Origin of the sequence: Methylobacterium aquaticum, from assembly GCF_001043915.1 — a bacterium.
In the GTDB taxonomy this organism is placed as follows: Bacteria; Pseudomonadota; Alphaproteobacteria; order Rhizobiales; family Beijerinckiaceae; genus Methylobacterium; species Methylobacterium aquaticum.
Genome location: NZ_LABX01000072.1, coordinates 34952 through 55555 on the forward strand (window position 1 = coordinate 34952; position 20604 = coordinate 55555).

18 protein-coding genes and 1 pseudogene are annotated in these 20604 nt (G+C 70.0%); 7 read left to right on the forward strand and 12 right to left on the reverse strand.

The annotated features are described in order from the left end of the window. Positions 1–102 precede the first annotated feature (102 nt). The gene (locus tag VP06_RS10400) at positions 103–351 is read right to left on the reverse strand and encodes a DUF4170 domain-containing protein (RefSeq protein ID WP_048463698.1); all 249 of its coding nucleotides are present in this window, start codon (positions 349–351) and stop codon (positions 103–105) included. Between the two features lie 170 nt (positions 352–521). Next, positions 522–1604 (reverse strand): alkene reductase, encoded by a 1083-nt coding sequence (locus tag VP06_RS10405; protein ID WP_048463699.1) that lies wholly within the window; start codon positions 1602–1604, stop codon positions 522–524. Between the two features lie 519 nt (positions 1605–2123). Here VP06_RS10405 and VP06_RS10410 point away from each other — a divergent pair. The 3 genes from VP06_RS10410 to VP06_RS10420 all read left to right on the forward strand — a co-directional run bounded on the left by VP06_RS10410 (position 2124) and on the right by VP06_RS10420 (position 5733). Continuing rightward, positions 2124–4274, forward strand: a complete 2151-nt coding sequence (locus VP06_RS10410) for a marine proteobacterial sortase target protein (RefSeq protein ID WP_048463700.1) — start codon at positions 2124–2126, stop codon at positions 4272–4274. Continuing rightward, the gene (locus tag VP06_RS10415) at positions 4271–4861 is read left to right on the forward strand and encodes a class GN sortase (RefSeq protein WP_048463701.1); all 591 of its coding nucleotides are present in this window, start codon (positions 4271–4273) and stop codon (positions 4859–4861) included. Before VP06_RS10410 ends, VP06_RS10415 begins: the two co-directional genes overlap by 4 nt. Before the next feature lie 71 nt (positions 4862–4932). After that, complete coding sequence (locus VP06_RS10420; RefSeq protein WP_048463726.1) at positions 4933–5733, forward strand: helix-turn-helix domain-containing protein; 801 nt, start codon at positions 4933–4935, stop codon at positions 5731–5733. Positions 5734–5805: 72 nt separating this feature from the next. Here VP06_RS10420 and VP06_RS10425 read toward each other — a convergent pair whose 3' ends face one another. The 7 genes from VP06_RS10425 to VP06_RS38045 all read right to left on the reverse strand — a co-directional run bounded on the left by VP06_RS10425 (position 5806) and on the right by VP06_RS38045 (position 12262). Further along, positions 5806–6513: an ABC transporter ATP-binding protein gene (locus tag VP06_RS10425; RefSeq protein ID WP_048463702.1), complete on the reverse strand. Its 708-nt coding sequence runs from the start codon at positions 6511–6513 to the stop codon at positions 5806–5808. Beyond that, complete coding sequence (locus VP06_RS10430) at positions 6510–7268, reverse strand: ABC transporter ATP-binding protein (RefSeq protein WP_048463703.1); 759 nt, start codon at positions 7266–7268, stop codon at positions 6510–6512. Before VP06_RS10430 ends, VP06_RS10425 begins: the two co-directional genes overlap by 4 nt. Further along, positions 7265–8152, reverse strand: a complete 888-nt coding sequence (locus VP06_RS10435) for a branched-chain amino acid ABC transporter permease (protein WP_048463704.1) — start codon at positions 8150–8152, stop codon at positions 7265–7267. Before VP06_RS10435 ends, VP06_RS10430 begins: the two co-directional genes overlap by 4 nt. Continuing rightward, positions 8152–9015 carry a branched-chain amino acid ABC transporter permease gene (locus VP06_RS10440; RefSeq protein WP_048463705.1) on the reverse strand — a complete coding sequence of 288 codons (864 nt, stop codon included), beginning with the start codon at positions 9013–9015 and terminating at the stop codon, positions 8152–8154. Before VP06_RS10440 ends, VP06_RS10435 begins: the two co-directional genes overlap by 1 nt. A gap of 118 nt (positions 9016–9133) precedes the next feature. After that, complete coding sequence (locus tag VP06_RS10445) at positions 9134–10357, reverse strand: ABC transporter substrate-binding protein (RefSeq protein ID WP_053081683.1); 1224 nt, start codon at positions 10355–10357, stop codon at positions 9134–9136. A gap of 37 nt (positions 10358–10394) precedes the next feature. Then, on the reverse strand, positions 10395–11633 hold the full coding sequence (locus VP06_RS10450; RefSeq protein WP_048463706.1) for a metal-dependent hydrolase family protein: 1239 nt from the start codon (positions 11631–11633) through the stop codon (positions 10395–10397). Further along, complete coding sequence (locus VP06_RS38045; protein WP_048463707.1) at positions 11630–12262, reverse strand: TetR/AcrR family transcriptional regulator; 633 nt, start codon at positions 12260–12262, stop codon at positions 11630–11632. Before VP06_RS38045 ends, VP06_RS10450 begins: the two co-directional genes overlap by 4 nt. 861 nt (positions 12263–13123) lie before the next feature. Between VP06_RS38045 and katG the strand changes: the two genes are divergently transcribed. The 4 genes and pseudogenes from katG to VP06_RS10480 all read left to right on the forward strand — a co-directional run bounded on the left by katG (position 13124) and on the right by VP06_RS10480 (position 17603). Next, positions 13124–15424: a catalase/peroxidase HPI gene (gene katG / locus VP06_RS10460; RefSeq protein WP_048463708.1), complete on the forward strand. Its 2301-nt coding sequence runs from the start codon at positions 13124–13126 to the stop codon at positions 15422–15424. A gap of 231 nt (positions 15425–15655) precedes the next feature. Then, positions 15656–16607 (forward strand): annotated as a pseudogene (locus VP06_RS10465) (IS481 family transposase). A 62-nt stretch (positions 16608–16669) separates the two neighbouring features. After that, positions 16670–16963, forward strand: a complete 294-nt coding sequence (locus tag VP06_RS36190; protein WP_156295533.1) for a hypothetical protein — start codon at positions 16670–16672, stop codon at positions 16961–16963. Between the two features lie 205 nt (positions 16964–17168). Then, positions 17169–17603 (forward strand): hypothetical protein, encoded by a 435-nt coding sequence (locus VP06_RS10480; protein WP_053081685.1) that lies wholly within the window; start codon positions 17169–17171, stop codon positions 17601–17603. Between the two features lie 5 nt (positions 17604–17608). Here the strand turns inward: VP06_RS10480 and VP06_RS10485 are convergent, their stop codons facing one another. The 3 genes from VP06_RS10485 to VP06_RS10495 form a co-directional block, all read right to left on the reverse strand. Continuing rightward, a complete protein-coding gene (locus VP06_RS10485; protein WP_048463710.1) occupies positions 17609–18886 on the reverse strand; it encodes a tyrosine-type recombinase/integrase in 1278 nt (425 codons plus the stop codon). 518 nt (positions 18887–19404) lie between these two features. Beyond that, positions 19405–20109 (reverse strand): HIRAN domain-containing protein, encoded by a 705-nt coding sequence (locus VP06_RS10490; RefSeq protein ID WP_048463711.1) that lies wholly within the window; start codon positions 20107–20109, stop codon positions 19405–19407. Between the two features lie 3 nt (positions 20110–20112). Further along, positions 20113–20385, reverse strand: a complete 273-nt coding sequence (locus VP06_RS10495) for a hypothetical protein (protein WP_053081689.1) — start codon at positions 20383–20385, stop codon at positions 20113–20115. Positions 20386–20604: the final 219 nt, after the last annotated feature.

Consider the following 20604-nt stretch of genomic DNA (forward strand, 5'->3'; position numbering starts at 1 on the left):
CAGCGCCGGGAAATCGTCACAATGCCTTCATGGGCGCCGGACTGCGCAAGCCCCGACGTGTCACATGCACCGCGAGGGCATGCCTGAATGGAAGAACTCGCCTCAGGGCTGCAACAGCCGGTGAAGATGCACGATAAAGTAGCGCGTCTGCGCGCTGTCCACCGTCTGCTGGGCCTTCGCCTTCCAGGCCATGGCGGCGCTGGCATAGTCGGGGAAGATGCCGACCACGTCGAGCGTCGACAGGTCGCGGAAGGTGACGCTGTCGAGGTCGGTCAGCTCGCCCCCGAACACCAGGTGGAGGAGCTGCTTCGGCTCCTGGGAGGTCGCAGAGGTGTTGCCCGGGTTGCTCATGCATCGACTCCGCGTGCCGCCACGATGCCGCCTGTCCGCTCCGACGGACGGCGCCTGCCCGATGGGCAGGCGCCGAGCGGCGTCGCAAACGCGGGGCCAGACGTCAAGCCGGATCAAGGTGCGGTGCACGCGCCTCCACGGCGGAAGCGGTTTGATCCGGGACGCCGCCGTCAGCCGGCGTCGAGGGTCGGATAGTCGATGTAGCCCTCGGGGCCCTGGCTGTACCAGGTCTTGTAATGGTCCTTGTTGAGGGGCGCGCCCTTGGCGATCCGCTCCGGCAGGTCCGGGTTGGCGATGAAGGTGCGGCCGAACGCGATGGCGTCGGCGTGGCCCTCGTCGAGGGCGGCCTGCGCCCGCGGCCCGTCATAATCGGAGTTCAGCACCAGCGGGCCCCGGAACGCGGCCTTGATGGCGGGGGCCACCGCCGGGCGGGCGGCCTTGCCGAAGGTGCCGTTGGGGCCTGGCTCGCGCAGTTCCAGGAAGGCGACGCCGATCTCCGACAGGGCGGCGGCGGCGGCCGGGAACAGGGTCTCGGGCTCGGGATCGTCGACGCCCTGAATCGGCTCGTTCGGCGACAGCCGGACGCCGGTCCGCTCGGCCCCCACGGTGTCGGCGACGGTGCGGGCGACCTCGGCGAGGAGGCGGATGCGGTTCTCGACCGGACCGCCGTAGCGGTCCTGGCGCAGATTGGTGCCCGAGCGCAGGAACTGGTCGATCAGGTAGCCGTTCGCGGCGTGGATCTGCACCCCGTCGAAGCCGGCCTCGACCGCGTTGCGGGCAGCCTTGGCGTAATCCGCCAGCAGCCGCGGGATCTCGTCCTCGCGCAAGGGCCGCGCCTCGGCATAGGGCTTCTTGCCCTCGTAGGTATGGGCCTGGTCGGGCGCGGTGGTGGCCGAGGCCGAGACCGGCGCCTGGCCGCCGAGGAAGTCGGGATGGACCACCCGGCCCATATGCCAGAGCTGCGCGACGATGCGACCGCCGGCCTCGTGGACCGCCGCGACCACCGGCTTCCAGGCGTCGACCTGCTCAGCCGACCACAGGCCCGGGGCGAAGGGCCAGCCGGTGCCTTCCTGCGAGATGCCGGTGGCCTCGCTGATGATCAGGCCGGCGCCGGCGCGCTGCCGGTAATACTCGGCCATGATCGGGGTCGGCACGTGGGTCCGCGAGGCGCGACCGCGGGTCAGCGGCGCCATCAGGATGCGGTTCGGCGCCTGGATGGCGCCGAGCTGGATCGGATCGAACAGGGAAGGCAAGGATCTCTCCGGGATGGTCCGGCCGATGGCGGCCGTCGTCAGCCCAGAAGGTAGGTGGTCCCCGCCCTCCGCCAAGCGCACCGGGTGCCGCAGCGCAGCATACCAACCATGCCCCTGTCACGGTTCCCGACCGTCCGGCGGGTCACGGCGGATCGCGGCCCTCGGGCGCGTTGCCTCGCGTGAGCCTGTAGGCGCGCGCGGCGCGCGGCCGGACCTGGGCGTCGGAGCTGTGACGCGCCCGAGGGCCGCGATCACACGATCCTCTCTGGACACGATCCCTCAAAGACGGGAGAGCGCCGGAGAACCCGGAGTGAGTCAACCGGCTCCCCGGCCGGCGGACGCGCCCGCACGGGTCCGCACCGCACCGTCGGCAGCCGCCCCGCATGCCCCACCGGCTCGGACGACCGGTGCGGGAGCAGCCCGAAGGTTGGCGAACTGTCCCGTGGCGGGTGTCCCGGGCCCGGGCGAGTCTCCGGTCGACCGGTCGCGAACCGGTGCGCCCCGACGGCGAGGCTCCCCATGCATCGACATCCCTTCCCCGAACCGTTGCCCCGCAACCTCCTCGTCGGCCCCCTGGTCGCGGCCGTGCTGGCCCTCCTCGGCGGGCCGCCGGCCAAGGCCGAGGAGGGAGGCGGCGGCACCCTGCTGCTGCGTCACGGCGGCGGCGCGCCGGTCGAGGCGCCGCGCCTGGCCGCCGACGCGGCCATCGCGGTGAGCGGGCCGACGGCGCGGGCCACGATCACCCAGGCGTTCCGCAACACCACGGCGGAGTGGGTCGAGGGCACCTACCTGTTTCCCCTGCCGGAGGATGCCGCCGTCGACGCGATGCGGCTCGTGGTCGGCGATCGGGTCATCGTGGCCGATATCCGCGAGCGGCAGGCGGCGAAGCGCGACTACGAGGCCGCCCGGGCCGAGGGCAAGACGGCGGCGCTGACCGAGCAGCAGCGGCCCAACCTCTTCACCAACGCCGTCGCCAACATCGCCCCCGGCGAGACCGTGCTGGTCCAGATCCAATACCAGCAGAGCGTGCGGCGCTCCGGCGACACCTATTCCCTGCGGCTGCCGACCGTCGCGGCGCCGCGCTACAGCCCGGCACCGCCGCCCGTCCAGCGGACCGCCGACGGCCCGGCGGAGCCGGATCCCGTCCCCGACCGGCACGCGATCACGGCCCCCGTGCTCGATCCGGCGCGTCACGCCCCGATCAATCCGCTGACGCTCTCGGTCGACCTCAAGGCCGGCTTCACCCTCGGCGCGGTCACGAGCGCCACCCATGCGATCACCGTCGAGGCGCCCTCGGCGCGCGAACGCCGCATCGCCCTGACCGACGGCGCCACCGCGGCCGACCGGGACTTCGAACTGACCTGGACGCCCGCTCCCGGAACGGCTCCGGCCATCGGCCTGTTCCGGGAGCGGAAGGCCGGTGCCGATTCCGTTCTCGCCGTCGTGACCCCGCCCGCGGCGGCGCTCCCGGCCGCTCCGCCGCCCCGGGACGTGATCTTCGTGATCGACAATTCGGGCTCGATGGGGGGCACCTCCATCCGCCAGGCCAAGGCGGGCCTGCTCGCGGGTCTCGACCGGCTGCGCCCGGGCGACCGCTTCAACGTGATCCGCTTCGACGACACGATGGAGACGATCTTCCCCGACCTGGCGCCCGCCGATGACGGCCATCTCGCCGAGGCGCGGCGCTTCGTGGCGAGCCTGGAGGCCCGCGGCGGGACCGAGATGCTGGCGCCGCTCCGCGCGGCGCTGCGGGATGCCGATCCGGAGGGAACCGGGCGGGTGCGCCAGGTCGTGTTCCTCACCGACGGGGCGATCGGCGACGAGGCGCGGATCTTCTCCGCAATCGCGCAGGAGCGCGGGCGCACGCGGCTGTTCATGGTCGGGATCGGCTCGGCCCCGAACGGCCACCTGATGCGCCATGCCGCCGAGCTTGGCCGTGGCACCTTCACGCAGATCGCGACGGTGGACCAGGTCGCCGACCGGATGCGGGACCTCCTGCTCAAGCTCGAGAGCCCGGTCGTCACCGACCTCGCCGCGACCTTCTCGGAGGAGGCCGAGGCGAGTCCGGCGGCGCTGCCGGATCTCTATCGCGGCGAGCCGGTGACGATCGCGGCGCGGATGCGGAACGCCACCGGGACCCTGACCCTCACCGGCCGGATCGGCGGGCAGCCCTGGCGCACGGTGCTGAACCTCGACGAGGCCGAGACCGGCACCGGCATCGGCATCGGCAAGGTCTGGGCCCGCGCCCGGATCGGCGAGGCCGAGACCGCGCGGATCACCGGCCGGATGACCGCGGAGGCCGCCGATGCCGCGATCCTGCGCCTCGCCCTCGAACAGGGGCTGACGACCCGGCTGACCTCCCTGGTGGCGATCGACGCCACGCCGCGGCGGCCGGCCGGCACGCGCCTCGCACGCACCGACCTGCCGCTTAACCTGCCCGCCGGCTGGGACTTCGAGGCGCTGTTCGGACGCGATCTCCCGCAAGACCCGGTCTCGACCCGGCCCGGGCGGCGGGCCGAACACGGCCCGGCCGAGCTGATCCCGGCCTCGACCCGCTCGATCAGCCTGCCGCAGACCGGGACGGCGTCCGACCTCCTGCTGCTGACCGGTGCCGGCCTGCTCGGCCTCGCCCTGCTCCTGCGGGCGCGCTTGCCGCGGGTGGCGCCGTGAGGGCCCTGCCCGCCCTCCTGGCCGCGGGCGGGATCGCGCTCGCGGGCCAGGGCGCCTGGATCCCCGCCAAGGCGGCCCTGGCGCAGGCGCTGCTCGCCCGCGCCTTCGCCCGCACCCTCGCGGAGGGCGCCCCGGCCCGCCCCTGGCCGTGGGCCGACACCATGCCGGTCGCCCGCATCGCCTTCCCGAGCCTCGACGAGGCGTATCTGGCCCTCGCCGGATCGAGTGGCCAGGCCCTGGCCTTCGGGCCCGGCCACGTCGAGGGGACGCCAGAGGCGGGCGAGCCCGGAACCGCCGTCTATGCGGCCCACCGCGACACCCAGTTCCGCAGCCTCGGCCGCCTCTCGCCGGGCGATCCGGTCACGGTGCAGGGGCGGGACGGACGCATCGTCCGGTTCCGCGTCGTCCGGTCCCGGATCGTGCGCTTCGACGGATCCGGGATCGATCCGGACGCGCCGGGGCGACGGCTGGTCCTCGCGACCTGCTGGCCGCTCGATGGCCTGGCCCCGGGGCCCAAGCGCCTGGTGGTGGAAGCGGTCGCCGAGGCGGCGCCCGAGCCCGGCCCAGCGCCGACGACACCGCCTTGACGCCGGTCCAGCTGTGCGGTTTCGTGCGGATCCGTCCGGCACACGGCCGGGTTCCGCGCGAGGTCCGCCCGATGCCGCCCTTCGAGACTCCGCGCGAGACCGAGGAGGCGGCCCTCCCGGACGGGCAGAGCCAGGCGGTCGCCGATGCGGTGCGCGAGGCGCTCGCCCGCAACCGCCTGTCGCGCCAGGCGCTGGCGGATGCGGCCCGCATCAGCATCTCGACCCTGGAGAAGGCCCTGTCGGGCCGCCGGCCGTTCACGCTGGCGACGACGATCCGCCTCGAGGAGGCGCTCGGGACGCCGCTGCGGCGGTCGGCGCCGGCCCCCGCGGCGGCGGCGCGCCAGGCTCCGGCGGCCCTCGGCTCCTATACCCGTGCGGCGGTGGCCTTCCTGGAGGGATGCTATCTCACGCTGCGGCCCTCCTTCGGGCAGGCCGACGCCATCTTCGCCTACCGCACCGAGATCGCCTGGGATGCCGGGAGCGCCCAGCTGGTCTTCCGCGAGGCCGAGCGCCTCGACGCGCCCTTCGCCCAGACCGGCACCGTCTCGGTGTCCAACCAGTCGGGGCATATCTACCTCGTCACCGAGTTCCAGGGGCAGTACCGTCTCGCCATGCTGGGCCGGCCGACCATCCAGGGCGAGATGTTCGGCATCCTGACCACCCTGGTCTCGGGCAGGGGCGCGCACCTCACGCCCGCGGCGACGCCTCTCGCCCTGCTCCCGGAGCGGACCGCGCCGGCGGCGCATTACGGGCGGATCCTGCCCGGCATGGCGTGCGAGCAGGATTACCGCCGGTTCCTCGACCGGGTGCGGGACGACGGCTTCGCGGTGTTTCCCGGATGCCTCCCGCCCCACGGTTCCGCCGTCGGGTGAGCGCGCGGCTTCGGCACAGGATCCATCGAGGCGGCCTCTTGGAAATCAGGCCGTCTCCGGCCTCTTGGACAATCAGGCCGTCTCTTGCCCAAGATAGAGGCGCGCGGCCCTTTCGTCGTCCAGGAGGGTCCGCGCTGGACCGGTCATCGCGACGCGGCCGAGATCCAGGATGTAGCCGATGTCGGAGATCGCCAGGGCTTGGCGGGCCCGCTGCTCGATCAGCAGCACCGCGGTGCCGCCGGCGGCGAGGCCGGCGATGCGCCGGAAGCTGTCCGCGACCAGGGCCGGCGAGAGGGCGGCGGTCGGCTCGTCGAGGACGATGAGGCGCGGGCGGGTCATCAGGGCGCGGGCGAAGGCCAGTTGCTGGCGCTCGCCCCCCGACAGGCTGCCGGCGCGGGCACGGCGGCGCTCCGCCAGCGCGGGAAACATCGCGAACAGCTCGGCGATGCGCCCGCGCCGCCCGGCGACGCCCTCGACGACCGCCAGGTTCTCCTGCACGGTGAGCGGCCCGAAGACGTTGGCGACCTGCGGCACGTAGCCGATGCCGCGGGCGGCCCGCCGCTCGGCCGGTACCGGCATCAGGTCGGCGCCGTCGAGCCGCAGGCGGCCGGCGACCCGGGGCAGCAGCCCGACCACCGCCTTCGCCAGCGTCGACTTGCCGGCCCCGTTGGTGCCCGCGATGGTGACGATCTGGCCGGCCGCGACCGAGACGTCGACCCCGTTGAGGATGTCGACCTCGCCGTAGCCGCCGGTCAGGCCCTCGATGGACAACAGGCTCACGACGCTCCTCCCAGATACGCGTCCCGCACCGCCGGATCCGCCAGGACGGCGGCCGGCGGGCCGCCGGCGATCAGCCGGCCGCGGTCGAGGACATGCAGGGTCGTGACGAGGCGCGACAGAGCGGCGAGGTCGTGCTCGATCACCAGGAAACCGATGCCGCGGGCGTTCAGCTCGCGCACCCGGGCCGAGATCTCCTCGATCAGGACCGGGTTGACGCCGGCGAACGGCTCGTCGAGCAGGATCGTGCGGGCCCCCGTCATCAGGGCGCGGCCGAGTTCGACGAGCTTCTTCTGCCCGCCCGACAGGTTGCCCGCCGGTACCTCCGCGACCCGGTCGAGCTTGAGGAAGGCCATCATCTCCTCGACCCGGCGACGCAGCGCCTCCTCCTCCCGGCGCACCCGGCCGGGCAGGAGGAAGAGCGCCCCGAGGGTCTCGCCGGCCTGGCCGGGCGCCGCGGCCATCAGGTTGTCCCGCACCGTGAGATGCGAGAATTCCCGCGGCACCTGGAAGGTGCGGACCAGGCCGCGCCGGGCCCGCTCGGCCGGGCCCGTGCGGTCGAGGGAACGGCCGTCGAGGGAGACGCTGCCGGAATCCGGCGCCAGAAAGCCGGTGACGAGGGAGAACAGGGTCGACTTGCCGGCGCCGTTCGGCCCGATCAGGCCGACGAGGCCGCCGGCCGGCACCGTGAACGACACGTCGTCGGTGACGCGGATCGGCCCATAGGCTTTCACCAGTCGGGAGATCTCGAGGCTCATCGCCGGGCCACCTCGCCCATCAGCCCCTGGGGGCGGTACACCGTGAAGAGGACGAGGGCGAGGCCGACCACGAACACCCGCAGCTCCGCCATGGCGGTGCTCGAGACGAAGGGCAGGAGGTCGGGCAGGAAGCGCGCCCCCTCGATCAGGAGCATCAGGAGCAGCGTGCCGAGGACGGCCCCCGAGATCCGGCCGGTGCCGCCCAGGATCATCGCCATCCAGATCTGGAAGGTGACGAGCGGCGTGATCTGGTCGGGCGTGACGTAGCCGACGTAATGGGCATAGAAGCTGCCCGCGACCGCCGACAGCCCGGCGCCGACCATCAGGACCTGGGTCTTGAACCGGGCCGGGTCCTTGCCGAGGGCACGCACCGCCTCCTCGTTGTCGCGGATCGCCCCGATCACCCGGCCGAAGGGCGAGCGGGCGATGCGGCGCATCACCAGCACCACCCCCAGATTGGCGGCGACGAGGACCGCGAGCAGCAGGAGCGGCTGCCACGTGCGCGACTCCAGGACGGCGAACAGGCGCGGGATTCCCGGGATGCCCTGCACGCCCGCGGTCAGTTCCTTCTCGCTGATGATCGCGACGCGCACGACCTCCGACAAGCCCAGGGTGGCGATGGCGAAGTAGTCGTCGCGCAGGCGCAAGGCGACGAGGCCGATCGGCCAGGCGGCGATCACGGCGAGCGCCGCGCCGGCCGCGAAGCCGGCGACGACCGGGTAGCCATGCGTCGTCAGGATCGCCGAGGCGTAGGCGCCGATGCCGAAGAAGCCGACGAGGCCGAAATTGGTGAGCCCGGTCAGACCATACTGGAGGTTGAGGCCGAGCGTCAGGAGGGTGAAGATCGCGACGAAGATCGCGATCGCCAGGAGATAGGCTTCCATCAGCGGGCTCCCTCGGCGCGGCCGAACAGGCCGCGCGGCCGGATCAGGAGAACGAGCATCAGGACCGCGAAGGCGATCGCGATCTTGTAGGTGAAGCCGACGAAGGGCGTCGCCAGCTCCTGGACGATGCCGAGCAGGATGCCGGCCGCGACCGCCCCGAGCGGGCTGCCGATCCCGCCCAGCACCGCCGCCGCGAAGGCCGGCAGCAGCAGGTTCCAGCCGAGATCGGGCGTCACCACGGTCTTCAGGCCGAGCACCAGCCCGGCAACCGCCGAGACGCCGCCGGCCAGCGCCCACAGCGTCAGCATCACCCGGGTCGGGTCGATGCCGGAGACCCGCGCGAGCGCGGGATCCGCCGAGACCGCGCGCATCCGCCGCCCGGCCGCGGTCTTCGCCAGGATGAGATAGACGACCGCGAGCGTCGCCAGGGTGAGGCCGGCGAGCTTCAGGTCGAGCCATTGCACGCGCACGTCGAGCAGCACCAGCGGACGGGCGAGCGGCACCCGGAAAGCCTGCGGATCCTGCCCGTAGACCAGGCCGAGGCTGGAGCGGATCATGAACCCGGCGCCGATCGAGGCCAAAAGCGACATGATCGGGCTGCGGTCCGACAGGCGTCGGAACACCAGGAGGTAGAGGATGACGTTGAGGAGGATGCCGGCGAGGACCGCGGCGACGCCGCCGGCCACCAGGGACCCGGTCCCTGCCGCGACCGCGAGGGCCGCGTAGGCGCCGAGGGACATCGCGTCGCCCGTCGCGGCGTTGGGGAAGCGCGCGACGCCGAACACCAGGGTGACCGCGAGGGCGGAGAGCCCGATCACGAGGCCGGAGATCAGGCCCGCGACGAGCAGGTCGAGAGAGAGCATCGGAGTGCCTGGGCGAGGGCGGCCGGCACGGCGGGGCGCCGGCGCGCCGGCCGAAGCCCCGCGCCCGGCCGCGTCGTCGACTGCCGGAGGATCAGTGTCGGGAGGAGAAGCGGAGCGCTCAGATCTTGACGATATATTTGCGCTCGAAGCTCTTGCCGTTGAACTTGTAGGCGCCGAAATCGGGCGTGACGTCGCCGTACTGATCGAGGTCGAGCACCGAGGATGCGCCGTCGTAATTGATCGTGCGCCCCGCCTTCAGGGCGTCGCGTCCCTGCGCGAAGGACGAGACCACCTCGCCGTCGGGACCGCTCAACGGGATGATCCGGGCGTTGATCGCCGCCACGTCGGCCCCCGGTCCGGCCGCCTCGACGGCCAGCGCCAGCAGCACCATCATGTCGTAGGCCATCGCCGCGTAGTTGTTCCCGCGGCCCGGCGCGCCCATCTCCTTGCGGTAGAGAGCGTCGAAATCCGCGAAGGCCGGCGAGCCCTCGTTCGCCACGCTCTCGACCGTGATGCAGTTCGACAGCACATCCTCGCCGAGGCTCGCGATGGTGCTGGCGTTGACCGCCCAGTCGGGCAGGATGAACTTGGTGGTCGCGCCGGTCTGGTACCATTCCCGCAGGATGATCGCGGTGTCGGCGACGTAGGAGCCCATGACGATGACGTCGGGCTTGGTGTCGAGCACGCTCTGCAATTCGCTGCGGTAGCTCGGCTGGTTGGGCTCGTAGACGACCGCCTTGGTCAGGCTGCCGCCCTGCGCCTTCCAGGCTTTGGCGAAGCCCTCGGTGTTGCCGATGCCCGAGGCGTTGTTGAACGCCATCGTGGCCGGCCGCTTGAAGCCTTCCCGGGCGGCGATCTGCGCGAAGGCGCGGCCGAACCGGTCGTTGGTCGCCTGGAAGCGGTAGGACAGGTGCTTGGCGTTGGCCGGTGGCACCGACAGGGCCGGCGCGCCCGAAGTGTTCATCAGGATCGCCCCGGCCTCGTTGGTGAGCGGGATCACCGCCAGGGACACGCCCGACGACCACGTGCCGAGGATCGCCTGGACGCGGTTGACCTCGAGGAGCTTCTTGGCGGCGAGGACGCCGGCCTGAGGCTGGGTCTGGTCGTCATCGGCGAAGACCCGGAACGTCCGGCCGGCCGCGCCGCCCGCGGCGTTGATCCGGGCCGCCGTCGCGATGATCGTCTTCTGCATCCCGGCGCCGAAGGTGGCGCCCGCCCCGGTCACGGGGCAGAGCGCGCCGACGCGGAACTCCTCCGCCTGGGCCGAGGCCCCGCGGGGCAGGCCGGCCGCGAGGGTGCCGGCGGCCATCAGCCGGAGGGTTTGGCGTCGGTCGAAGCGCATGGTCGGGGTTCCTCGAGAAGGCGGGACGGGGAGGGGGTCAGAAGCGGGCGGATTGCTTGACGACGGCGCCGTCCTTGACGATCAGCGGCATGTGGCGGCCCTGGCCGGTGAGCAGGGCGAGATCCTCGAGCGGGTTGCCGTCGACGGCGACGAGATCCGCGAAGGCGCCCGGCGCCACGGTGCCGATCCGGCCCTCCATCCGGAGGGCCTTCGCCGCGTCCAGGGTCGCCGACCGGATCGCCGCCGCGGCCGGCAGGACGCGGCCGCGGATCACGAACTCCTCCGACTGGTGCCGGTGCATGTCGCCGAGGAGATCGGAGCCGTAGGCCATCAGGACCCCCGCATCGCTCAGGGTCGCGAGGGCGGCGAGGCCGGCCTCGCGCACGTCCTCGATCTTGGCGACCGATTCCGGCGGCAGGCCGAGGGCCGCCCCGTCGCGGGCGAGGGCCTCGAAGGTGACGTTGGTCGGCACCACGAAGGCCCCGGCCTCGCGGATCAGCCGGGCCGTCTCGGCCGTCACGAGGTTGCCGTGCTCGATCGAGACGACGCCGCATGCGAGGGCACGGCGGATCGCCGCATCGGTGTAGAGGTGGGCGGCGACGTAGGTCTGGGCGCTCTCCGCCTCCTCGACGGCCGCCCGCACCTCGTCGCGGGAGAAGCCCAGGAAGGCGATCGGGTCGGTCGGCGAGGAGACGCCGCCATTGGCCATGATCTTGATGAAGCGCGCCCCGCCCTTGATCTCCTCGCGGCAGGCGCGGCGCACCGCGTCGACGCCGTCGCAGATCCGGCCGAGAGTGCCCAGGCGCTCGGCGTAGTAATCGACCGGCCGCGAGTGGTTGCGGCCGCGATAATCGGTATGGCCGCCCGTCTGGGACAGGGCCTTGCCGCAGATCACCAGCCGGGGCGCCGCGATCAGCCCCTCTTCGATCGCCTGGACGAGGCCGTGGTCGGCGCCGCCGAGGTCACGCACGGTGGTGAAGCCGCGCATCAGCATGCCGTGCATGATGCGCGCCGCCCGCAGGGCGACGAGGGAATTGGGCAATTCGGCATTGGCGCCGAGATCGGGCGTCGAGGCGATCACGTGGACGTGGCAGTCGATCAGCCCGGGCATCAGGGTCCGGCCGGCGAGATCGATCACCGTCTCGGCGCCGGAGGCGAGGCCGGGGCCGACCTCGCGGATGAGGTTGCCCTCGATCACCACGTCGAGAGGGTCGCTCGGCCGGTCCTGGCTGCCGTCGACGAGGCGGGCGTTCTTGATGAGCAGGACGGAGGTCACGGTTCGATGGCTTTCCTGGTCGCGTCGAGGGCCACCGGCTGGTGCAGCAGCACGCGCAGGCCGGCCTTCCAGAAGTCGAGGAGGCTGCGGAAATAGGGTTCGTCGTCGCGCACGATGGTTTGGGCGACCATGCCGCGGATCATCGCCATGGTGAGGGTCAGGGTGGCCCGTGCCCGTTCCGGCTCGATCCCCTCGGTCTCGGCGAGGATGGTCCAGACCTCGTCGAGGGCCTGGTGGAATTCGCGCACCACCGGGATCATCCGGCCCTTGAACGTCGGGTTGTGCCGTAATTGCGGCAGGTACTCCAGGGTTACGTAATAGAGGCCGCCCGCCATCAGGTCCCATAGGTAGTCGACCACGAGATCCGACGTGTCGGCGCGGTGGGCCGTGCGCTCGGCGAAGGCGCGCATGTCGACGATGACGGTGCGGAGCTGAAACTCGAGGGCCGAGATCAGCAGGTCTTCCTTGGAGGCGAAGTGATGGTTGAGAGCGCCGCGGGAGATGCCGGCCTCCCGGGCGATGGCGGGCGTGGTCAGGCGAAAATACCCGTCGGAGTGAAGCAGGCGGATCGTGGCCTCCAGGAGGGCGCGCCGCGTCTCCGCACTCCGCTGCTCCTGTGTCCTGCGCATCGTTGCCCCTTCGTCATTCCGGAACTGTGACACGATGTTACGAACACGCAAGCCTGTTTGTTTTGCTGCCGGGTTCGCGGCTATGCCTAAATTGGAGGCAGCGCCCCTGGCGGAATGCCCGAGACGCCGGTGAGAGCGGATTCGCTCAGGATTGATCGAAAAGGCACGATGGTGGCTCGTCGCCGCCCGCCTGACGCGATGGCGGTGGCTTGAGTCGACCAGAGCAGGGCGTGTTATACCAACGGTCGTTGAAAACGACCTTTGGTTCCGTTCTCCAATTTTCGCTAAGCCTTTGGCTTAGAATCGAAAATTTGAGATGGTTCATCGGCCCGATGCGTCAGCATCTTGGGCCGATGGCATTACGACCGCCCTCGGCCACGATGTCCAAGTGCCATGACGGCCGCGCGGGTTGCCGCGCGCCGGAGCGGTCGACCGGCTCGTCGCGGTCGATGCGGGCCGCATCGTCCTCTGGCCCGACGCTCCGCCGGTCGGATCGCTCCACCTGCACCTCCCACGGGCCGGGCCAGGGCGGCGCAGGCGGGACGGGCTGCCGCGCCCCCCGCCGAGACGCCGTGACGCGCGCGACGCGATGAGAGTGGCCGCAACGGAAGCGGCGCCTATCTGTGTCGGCGCACTGCCTGATCGTGACGGGTCTGGGATGACGCATCGTGTCCGCAAGTCTGAGCCCTGGGTGATTCCGCCCATCGCCCGCATTCACGGCCTCATTCATATACCCAGCATCAGTATAGAGCATCCTGCGGGATCGGATCACGACTTTTGAGCGGACGGCCTCGCGCGGCCGGGACCGCCTGCTCATGCCTCACGGTCGCCGCGCGCGATCGGTATGGAAGGAACGACGGCGTGGAACAGTACACTGACGTCCTGTCGGGCAAGTGCCCCTTCGGCGGCGATCGCGTCGGCGGCGCCTTCACCTCACCGCCCACCCTGGAGAACTGGTATCCCGACCGCCTGCGCGTCGAGATGCTGCACCAGAACGGGCCGCAGGCGAACCCGCTCGGCGAGGCGTTCGATTATCGCGCCGCCTTCGCGTCGCTCGATTACGAGGCGCTGAAGCGCGACATCAAGCAGTTCCTGACCAGCTCGGTGTCGTGGTGGCCGTCCGATTACGGCAATTACGGCCCGCAGATGATCCGCATGGCCTGGCACTCGGCCGGCACCTACCGCATCGCCGACGGGCGCGGCGGCGCCGGCCAGGGCTTGCAGCGCTTCGCCCCGATCAGCAGCTGGTGGGACAACGGCAACACCGACAAGTCGCGCCGCCTGCTCTGGCCGATCAAGCAGAAATACGGCAGCGCCCTGTCCTGGGCCGACCTGATGGTGCTGACTGGGACTTGCGCCCTCGAGATCATGAACTTCCCGACCTACGGCTTCGCCGGCGGCCGCGAGGATGCCTGGGAGGCCGACAACGCGACCTATTGGGGTCCCGAGCAGTGGGATCCGACCAATGTCCAGGCTTTCGACAGCATGGTGACCCGCGACAAGCGCTGGCGCGGTCAGAACGGCGAGGCCGAGTACGACCTCGAGAATCCGCTCGCCGCCTCGCACCAGGCGCTGATCTACGTCAACCCGGAGGGTCCTTACGCCAACGGCGATCCGATGGGCTCTGCCCGCGACATCCGCATCACCTTCACCCGCATGGCGATGAACGACGAGGAGACCGTCGCGCTGATCGCCGGCGGCCACGCCTTCGGCAAGAGCCACGGCATGGTCAAGGCCGACAAGGTCGGGCCGCCGCCGGAGATCGCCCCGATGGAGGCGATGGGCCTCGGCTGGCAGAACCCGGAGGGCACGGGCTTTGCCGAATACACCATGACCAACGGCATCGAGGGCTCGTGGTCGCCGAACCCGACGAACTGGGACAACAGCTACCTCGAGAACCTGTTCAAGTACGAGTGGAGGCAGACCCGCAGCCCCGCCGGCGCCCTGCAATGGGAGCCGACCGACCCGGACGCGCCGCGCACGCCTGACGCCCATATCCCGGGCAAGAGCCACCCGCTGATGATGATGACGAGCGACATCGCGCTCAAGACCGACCCGGTCTATCGCGCGATCTGCGAGAAGTTCCTGTCGGACTTCGACTACTTCACGCTGCAATTCGCCAAGGCGTGGTACAAGCTCACCCACCGCGACATGGGTCCGAAGGAGCGCTATGTCGGGCCCGAGGCGAAGATCGAGGACGACCTGCTGTGGCAGGACCCGATCCCGCCGGTCGACCACCCGCTGATCGACGAATCCGACATCGCCGCCCTGAAGGCGGAGATTCTGGGCAGCGGCCTGTCGGTCTCCGATCTCGCCTTCACGGCGTTCTCGTCGGTCGCCACCTACCGCAACAGCGACAAGCGCGGCGGCGCCAACGGCGCCCGTCTGGCGCTGGCGCCGCAATCGGGCTGGACCGTCAACCGGCGCACCCTGCCGGTGATCGAGCGTCTGCGCGGCATCATGGCCGGCTTCAACGGCAAGGCGTCCGGCGGCAAGAAGGTCTCGCTCGCCGATCTCATCGTGCTCGGCGGCTGCACGGCCGTCGAGGAGGCGGCGAAGGCGGCCGGGGCGGCCACGCCGGTTCCCTTCGTCCCGGGCCGGATGGACACCACCGACGCGCTCACCGATGCCGAGAGCGTCGAGTGGCTGAAGCCCCTGGTCGACGGGTTTCGCAATTACGTCGATCCGTCCTTCGCCGAGATCACGCAGGGCCGCGTCGCCCCCGAGCAGGTCTTCCTCGACAAGGCCAACCTCCTGGCGCTCACCGCGCCCGACTGGGTGGTGCTGACCGGGGGCGTGCGGGCGCTCGACCTCAATCACGACGGTTCGCGCCACGGCGTCTTCACCGACCGCGTCGGCGTGCTGACCAACGACTTCTTCACCGTGCTCACCAGCATGGACTACGAGTGGAAGAAGGCGGATGCGGCCGGCATGACCTTCACCCTGGACGACCGGCAAACCGGCGCGACCAGGTTCACGGCGACGCGCTGCGATCTCGTCTTTGGCGCGAACGCGCAGCTCCGGGCCGTGGCCGAGATCTATGCCGGCAGCGACGGCCAGGCGCGGTTCGTCCGCGATTTCGTGAAGGTCTGGCACAAGCTGATGATGCTCGACCGCTACGACGTGAAGCGCAACGAAGCCGGGATGACCACGGCGGCGTGAACGCGGCGCCGACACGATGACGCATGGCCCCTCTTCCCTGCGGGGAGAGGGATCCTGCGACGGGTAAGGCCAACGGTCGTTGAAAACGACCTTTGGTCCGGTTCTCGAGTTTTCGCTAGAATTCTGTCCTAGATGTTTGATCCCAGGGTTTGATGGTGCACTCTTCGCGCTCGAGTGCAGGGATGCGCTATGGGCTAGGTTCACCACGGCTGCGCCACAACGACTGCGGAAATCCGTCGAGCGATCCAGCATAGTCAAGACAGCCTGAGGCACCTCGCGACGCGCTATGGCATCAATCCCAAGACGGTGGCCAATTGGAAGAAGCGAACCTCAACCGAGGATCACAACACAGGGCCGAGCGAGCCAAAATCCACGGTACTGTCCAGCGAGGACGAGGCCGTCATTGTGGCGTTCCGACGCTACACACTCCTTCCGCTGGATGATTGCCTCTACGCTCTCCAGGCAACAATCCCACATCTGACGCGCTCGTCCTTGCATCGTTGCTTGTAGCGCCACGGCATCTCGCAGCTGTCCGACGCGACCGATGAGCAGCCCAAGCGATCCAAGTTCAAACGCTACCCGATCGGCTACTTCCACATCGACATCGCCGAAGTCAGAACACAAGAGGGCAAAATCTATCTCTTCGTAGCCATCGACAGAACATCCAAGTTCGCCTTCGTCGAGCTGCATGAGCAAGCGACCCCGCCGCATTGCAGGAGACTTTCTCAGAGCTCTTGCCAGCGCTGTTCCCTACAAAATCCAGATCGTGCTCACCGACAATGGCACGCACTTCACCGATCCAGCCGGCGATGGTTGGACACTCGAAGACATCAAAGCGATGAGGGCTGAGAAGGTGCCGTTTCGCTGCCATGCTTTCGAGGGAACTTGCGCTGATCTCGAGATCGAGCACCGCTTGACCAAGCCTCGTCATCCCTGGACGAACGGACAGGTCGAACGGATGAACCGGACGATCAAGGAAGCGACCGTCAAACGCTTTCATGACGACAGCCACGATCAGCTTCGGCAGCACCTCGCCGACCTTGTCGCAGCCTACAACTTCGCGCGTCGCCTCAAGACCTTACGCGGCCTCACCCCTTACGAAGCCATCTGCAAAGCCTGGACAGACGATCCGTCCAGGTTCACGAATGACCCGCACCACCAAATTCCGGGACCAAACATCTAGCTGGCAAGGAGCCTGCGCCGATCCTCCTCCATCCGAACATGGCGCTCTGCTACCGGACGGAGGTGACAGCGCTCGTCGATGCGTTGAACGACGAGGCGCGGCGCGATGAAGCAGCCGAACTGATTCGATCGCTGGTCGACCGCATCGTCCTGACGCCTGACCCGAAGTCGAAAGGACTGCTGATCGACCTGCACGGCGATCTCGCCGGCATCCTCAACGTGGCAACAAAATCCGAACGCCCCCAGGCACACGCAGGAGTTGGATTTGAAACAGGGTCGTATGGTGGCTGGGATGGATTTTTCCATCGCGGCCGAAGCGCCGCGCAAGATGGTGGGCCTTGCTGGACCTCTCCTTGAGGGATCGCAGGGCAAGGTGGTGGGCCCGGCAGGACTCGAACCTGCAACCAGACCGTTATGAGCGGGTCCGCGCTACGTTCCCACGCCCTGCGCCGCGCTCTGGCAACACCCCTCGGATACCGTCCAATCCCCCCGGTTTCCCCCGCGTTCCTGTCCCCCCGTTGTCCCCCTAGAACGAAAGGGGACCCCTGGGTAGGAGGGAGGCATGAAGGACGACCGCCTCCGCACCCCCGTCGATGATCCGTACCTTATCTCCCTGGGGCGCTCTGCCTACTGCTTCGCCAGCCTGGAGTGGAACGCAGTCTGCTGCTGCGCGCGGATGCAGGACGGCTACCTCGACACCGTGGCTCTGAAGACCGCAGGCACTATTGCCGACGACCTCCTACGGCTATCGGGGGAGCTGGCGGAGGCTGCCCTGGGCGCCGAATGCGTCGCGGCGGCGACCGAGTTCAAGCGTCTCGTCCGGTTGCGGAACGGGATCGTGCACGCCTACCCGGCGACGGTGCCGGGCGGGGCGCAACGGCTTCTCCGCCACGGCAAGCCGTGGACGCCCGAGGAAATCGACGATGCGGCCGATGCCTATACTGCGTGCAGCCTGACGCTGAACGCCCTGCTGTACGGGGGGCTGGCCGATGTCTAGCCCGGTTACGCAGCCCGACGGGTGAAGGCGTCCTCGATGTCGAGGGTCTCGGTCGCCCGCCTCCCGGCCTTGTCCAGGGCACCGGCTGCGGCCTCCTGGAAGTCCGGCCGGTGGTGCCCGTAGACCCGCTCCAGCATCTGGACGGTCATGCCGAGGTAGGCGGCCGCCTGCCAGAGATCGACGCCGTTCAGCATCAGCCAAGTCGCGCAGGTGTGCCGCAGGGTGTGAGGCGTGACGTCCGGACCGAGCCCGGCCGCGGTGACGACGGAGGCGAAGCCCTTGTTCACCTCGCCGACTGGCTTGCCCCGGAACTCAACGACGAACTCGGGCATCGATCCGTCCTTGCGCGGGGTCCTGGCCCAACGCCGGATGTGAGCGAGCAAGCGCGCCGGAAGCTTTACCGGCGGCTGTCGCTTCTTCGTCTCGGCCGCTCCTGCCTTCCGCCGGTGGAACACGCCGCGCCGAAGATCGACCCACCCCCGGCCTTCCGCCGGGACGAAGCCGGCCGAGCAGATCGCGGCGGCACGGGTACCGGTGTAGATTCCTACGAGAAGGAACCTGGCGAGGTGCCGAGCAGGGCGCTTGCTCGTCGCCACGACCTTGCCCTTGTCCGAACCCCGGTGGCGCGTCTGCATCTCCGGCATGTGGAGCATCGTCCGGAGCAGGCGCGCCGCTTCCGCGCGCTCCAGGTAGCGCTCCTTCGACGGGCTCTTGGGCGGTAGCGGGACCTTCACGGTGGCCCGCATGTGGCCTTCCTTTAGGTAGTGGTTCAGCGCCGCCTGCAGGTCCTCTAGTTCCCGGCGCACGCCGGCATCGGTGACCGTGCGCGGGCGCTTGCCGGTCTTGTCGGGCTTGGCCGACTTCCACGCGGTCTTCTTCCGCCACGTGCCGTACGCCCGGACGCTCTTGCCGTTGACCTCGGCGACCGTCATGCCATCCCACCAGGCCCCAAGTTGGAGCAGCCGGGCGGCGGTCTTCTCGGGACGAGCGTGCTTGGGGGCGATGTCCTCTCCGTAGACCGCGAGGACGTCCGTCACCAGGATCTCGCCCAGCGCACGGTCCTCGTCCCGGGCGGGGTTGTGCTTGCGGGTCAGGTACTCGGCGAGCGCCGGCTCAGCCGCGCCGCGATTGCGGTCAGGGAGTTCAGGGAGGACTGGGACGCCGGTGACGATGTTTGCCTTGCCGTCGCGGATGACCCAGACCGGCCGCTTCCGGAGCGTGCCGTCCTTGTTGTGCTCGGCCGGCTTTTCCCAGAGTCTCGCTCCGAGGGCGCGTCGCGGCATGCTTCTCTCCACTCCCTGATGATGCGCTTCGTGACGACGATTTGCCGGCCCCATCGCTCAGGTCGCAGTTCCCCGCGCGAGATGGCCGAGCGCAGTTGGCGGACTTCGACGATGGGCCAGTACGTCGGCCGAGTGGCTCCGGGGAGCGTCACCGGCATGCACAGCGTCGGAAGCCAGACCGCTGTCTCTAGGTCGAGCGGCGTGTCATCTTCGGCTGCAGCAGCCAACGCTGGCCTGCCTTCGAAGACGTCGCGGGAGACGATGATGTCGGGAAGCGTCATACGAGCACGATCGGGTGTTTGCCGAAACCGATCAACGGCCGCCGGCGAAGGTTAAGTGCGTATGGTTGATGTCGTGGCCGTGTTGGTCCCGGCTTAGACGAGCTCGGCGACGGTCACCCGCCGCCGCGGCCGGGATGCCCACTCGGCCATGGCGGCCCGGAGCTCCGCCGTGACGACGACGTCGGAGCGCTCGGCGAACCATCCGCGCATGCGAACCTGGACGCGGGCGCCGGCCCGTTAGGCGAGGCGCTTCGCGGTCGAGCGCGAGCACCCAACGGCTTTCTCGATGGCGAAGATCTCCACGCAGGCACCGACCGGGGGGAGGAGCGCCTCGTCGATGGGCTCGGGCGGCATCTTCGCGACGAACGTGTTGACCGCCTGAGCGAGCCGGGCGGCCCGGGCGAGCGACAGCTGCTTCTCGAACCGCGCGCCCCTGGCACGGCTGTCGCCCTCGCGGCGCATCTCGGCGAGGCGCTCGCCCCACTTCCATTCGTCCAGCGCCTGGGCGGTGGCGTGCGCGATCCACTTGGCGTGCAGGTCGCCGACAGCGGGGCCGACGAGGAGCGCCCGGGCGGACCAGGCCTCTCCCGTGCCCGGGTCGCTGACGTAAGCCCGGAGTGGTGCCCCGGCATCCATGTGCGGGGCAACCTCGCGGGCGACGCCCCGAGGCAGATGCCCGAGCCTGATATCGTTGCGCCACCAAACTTCGACGGCGCGTGGGTCGTGCTCGTTGTCCGGCGCCCGGACGAGGACGAGGCGGTCCCCGGCGCGGGGACGGACGGGATCGCCGTCGAGGCCCTCACGTTCGTAATCGTAGAACTGCAGGCCGGCGATCTCGCACCCGGCCCAGGGCTCGCCGGCGCGGATGCGGTCGGCCTCAATGGCAGCGTCCGCGCCGGCGAGGAGGACGGCGCCGGGGAGCTCGAAGGGGGACTCGCTCATCGGCTATTCCTCGACGATGCGCTGGAGGATTTTGATGTACTGGCGCACATACCAGCGTGCCATACGGAGGGTCTCGTCGGAGGGCTGACCTTGACCCGCCCGCCAACGGCGCGCGTCGCGCTCGCTCTCACCGAGGTCGTTGGCCAGTTTGGCGTGCCAAAGGTCGCCATGCAGGGCGCGTCCGATCCGCTCCAACTGCTCGTAGTTCGTCTCGTCGAGGGCCGGGCCGCCGTTCCCACGGGCAGCGGGAGATGGGATGTCGAGGCTGAGCTTCATGGCGTCTCATCCCCGACAGCGCGCATCACGCGGGCGGCATGTTCCCTTGCGATGAGCTTCACAAGCCTGAAGTCGAAGGCAGTGGGACTGCCCTGGCCCGCCAGCCACCGACGGACGCTCTGGTGCGACAGGCCGTTGTCGGCGGCCAATTTCCCAATCCAGAGGGGGCCGTACATCGCCCGTCCGATGCGGGCGATGACGTCGATTGGGCGCTCGGCG

Excerpts from the sequence above, each read along its gene's own strand:
- VP06_RS10440 (WP_048463705.1), bottom strand. The coding sequence starts at position 9,015 with ATGCTCTCTCTCGACCTGCTCGTCGCGGGCCTGATCTCCGGCCTCGTG.
- VP06_RS10490 (WP_048463711.1), bottom strand. The coding sequence starts at position 20,109 with ATGAGCGAGTCCCCCTTCGAGCTCCCCGGCGCCGTCCTCCTCGCCGGC.
- VP06_RS38045 (WP_048463707.1), bottom strand. The coding sequence starts at position 12,262 with ATGCGCAGGACACAGGAGCAGCGGAGTGCGGAGACGCGGCGCGCCCTC.
- VP06_RS10485 (WP_048463710.1), bottom strand. The coding sequence starts at position 18,886 with ATGCCGCGACGCGCCCTCGGAGCGAGACTCTGGGAAAAGCCGGCCGAG.
- VP06_RS10445 (WP_053081683.1), bottom strand. The coding sequence starts at position 10,357 with ATGCGCTTCGACCGACGCCAAACCCTCCGGCTGATGGCCGCCGGCACC.
- VP06_RS10420 (WP_048463726.1), top strand. The coding sequence starts at position 4,933 with ATGCCGCCCTTCGAGACTCCGCGCGAGACCGAGGAGGCGGCCCTCCCG.
- VP06_RS10480 (WP_053081685.1), top strand. The coding sequence starts at position 17,169 with ATGAAGGACGACCGCCTCCGCACCCCCGTCGATGATCCGTACCTTATC.
- VP06_RS10430 (WP_048463703.1), bottom strand. The coding sequence starts at position 7,268 with ATGAGCCTCGAGATCTCCCGACTGGTGAAAGCCTATGGGCCGATCCGC.
- VP06_RS10495 (WP_053081689.1), bottom strand. The coding sequence starts at position 20,385 with ATGAAGCTCAGCCTCGACATCCCATCTCCCGCTGCCCGTGGGAACGGC.
- VP06_RS10410 (WP_048463700.1), top strand. The coding sequence starts at position 2,124 with ATGCATCGACATCCCTTCCCCGAACCGTTGCCCCGCAACCTCCTCGTC.
- VP06_RS10435 (WP_048463704.1), bottom strand. The coding sequence starts at position 8,152 with ATGGAAGCCTATCTCCTGGCGATCGCGATCTTCGTCGCGATCTTCACC.
- VP06_RS10400 (WP_048463698.1), bottom strand. The coding sequence starts at position 351 with ATGAGCAACCCGGGCAACACCTCTGCGACCTCCCAGGAGCCGAAGCAG.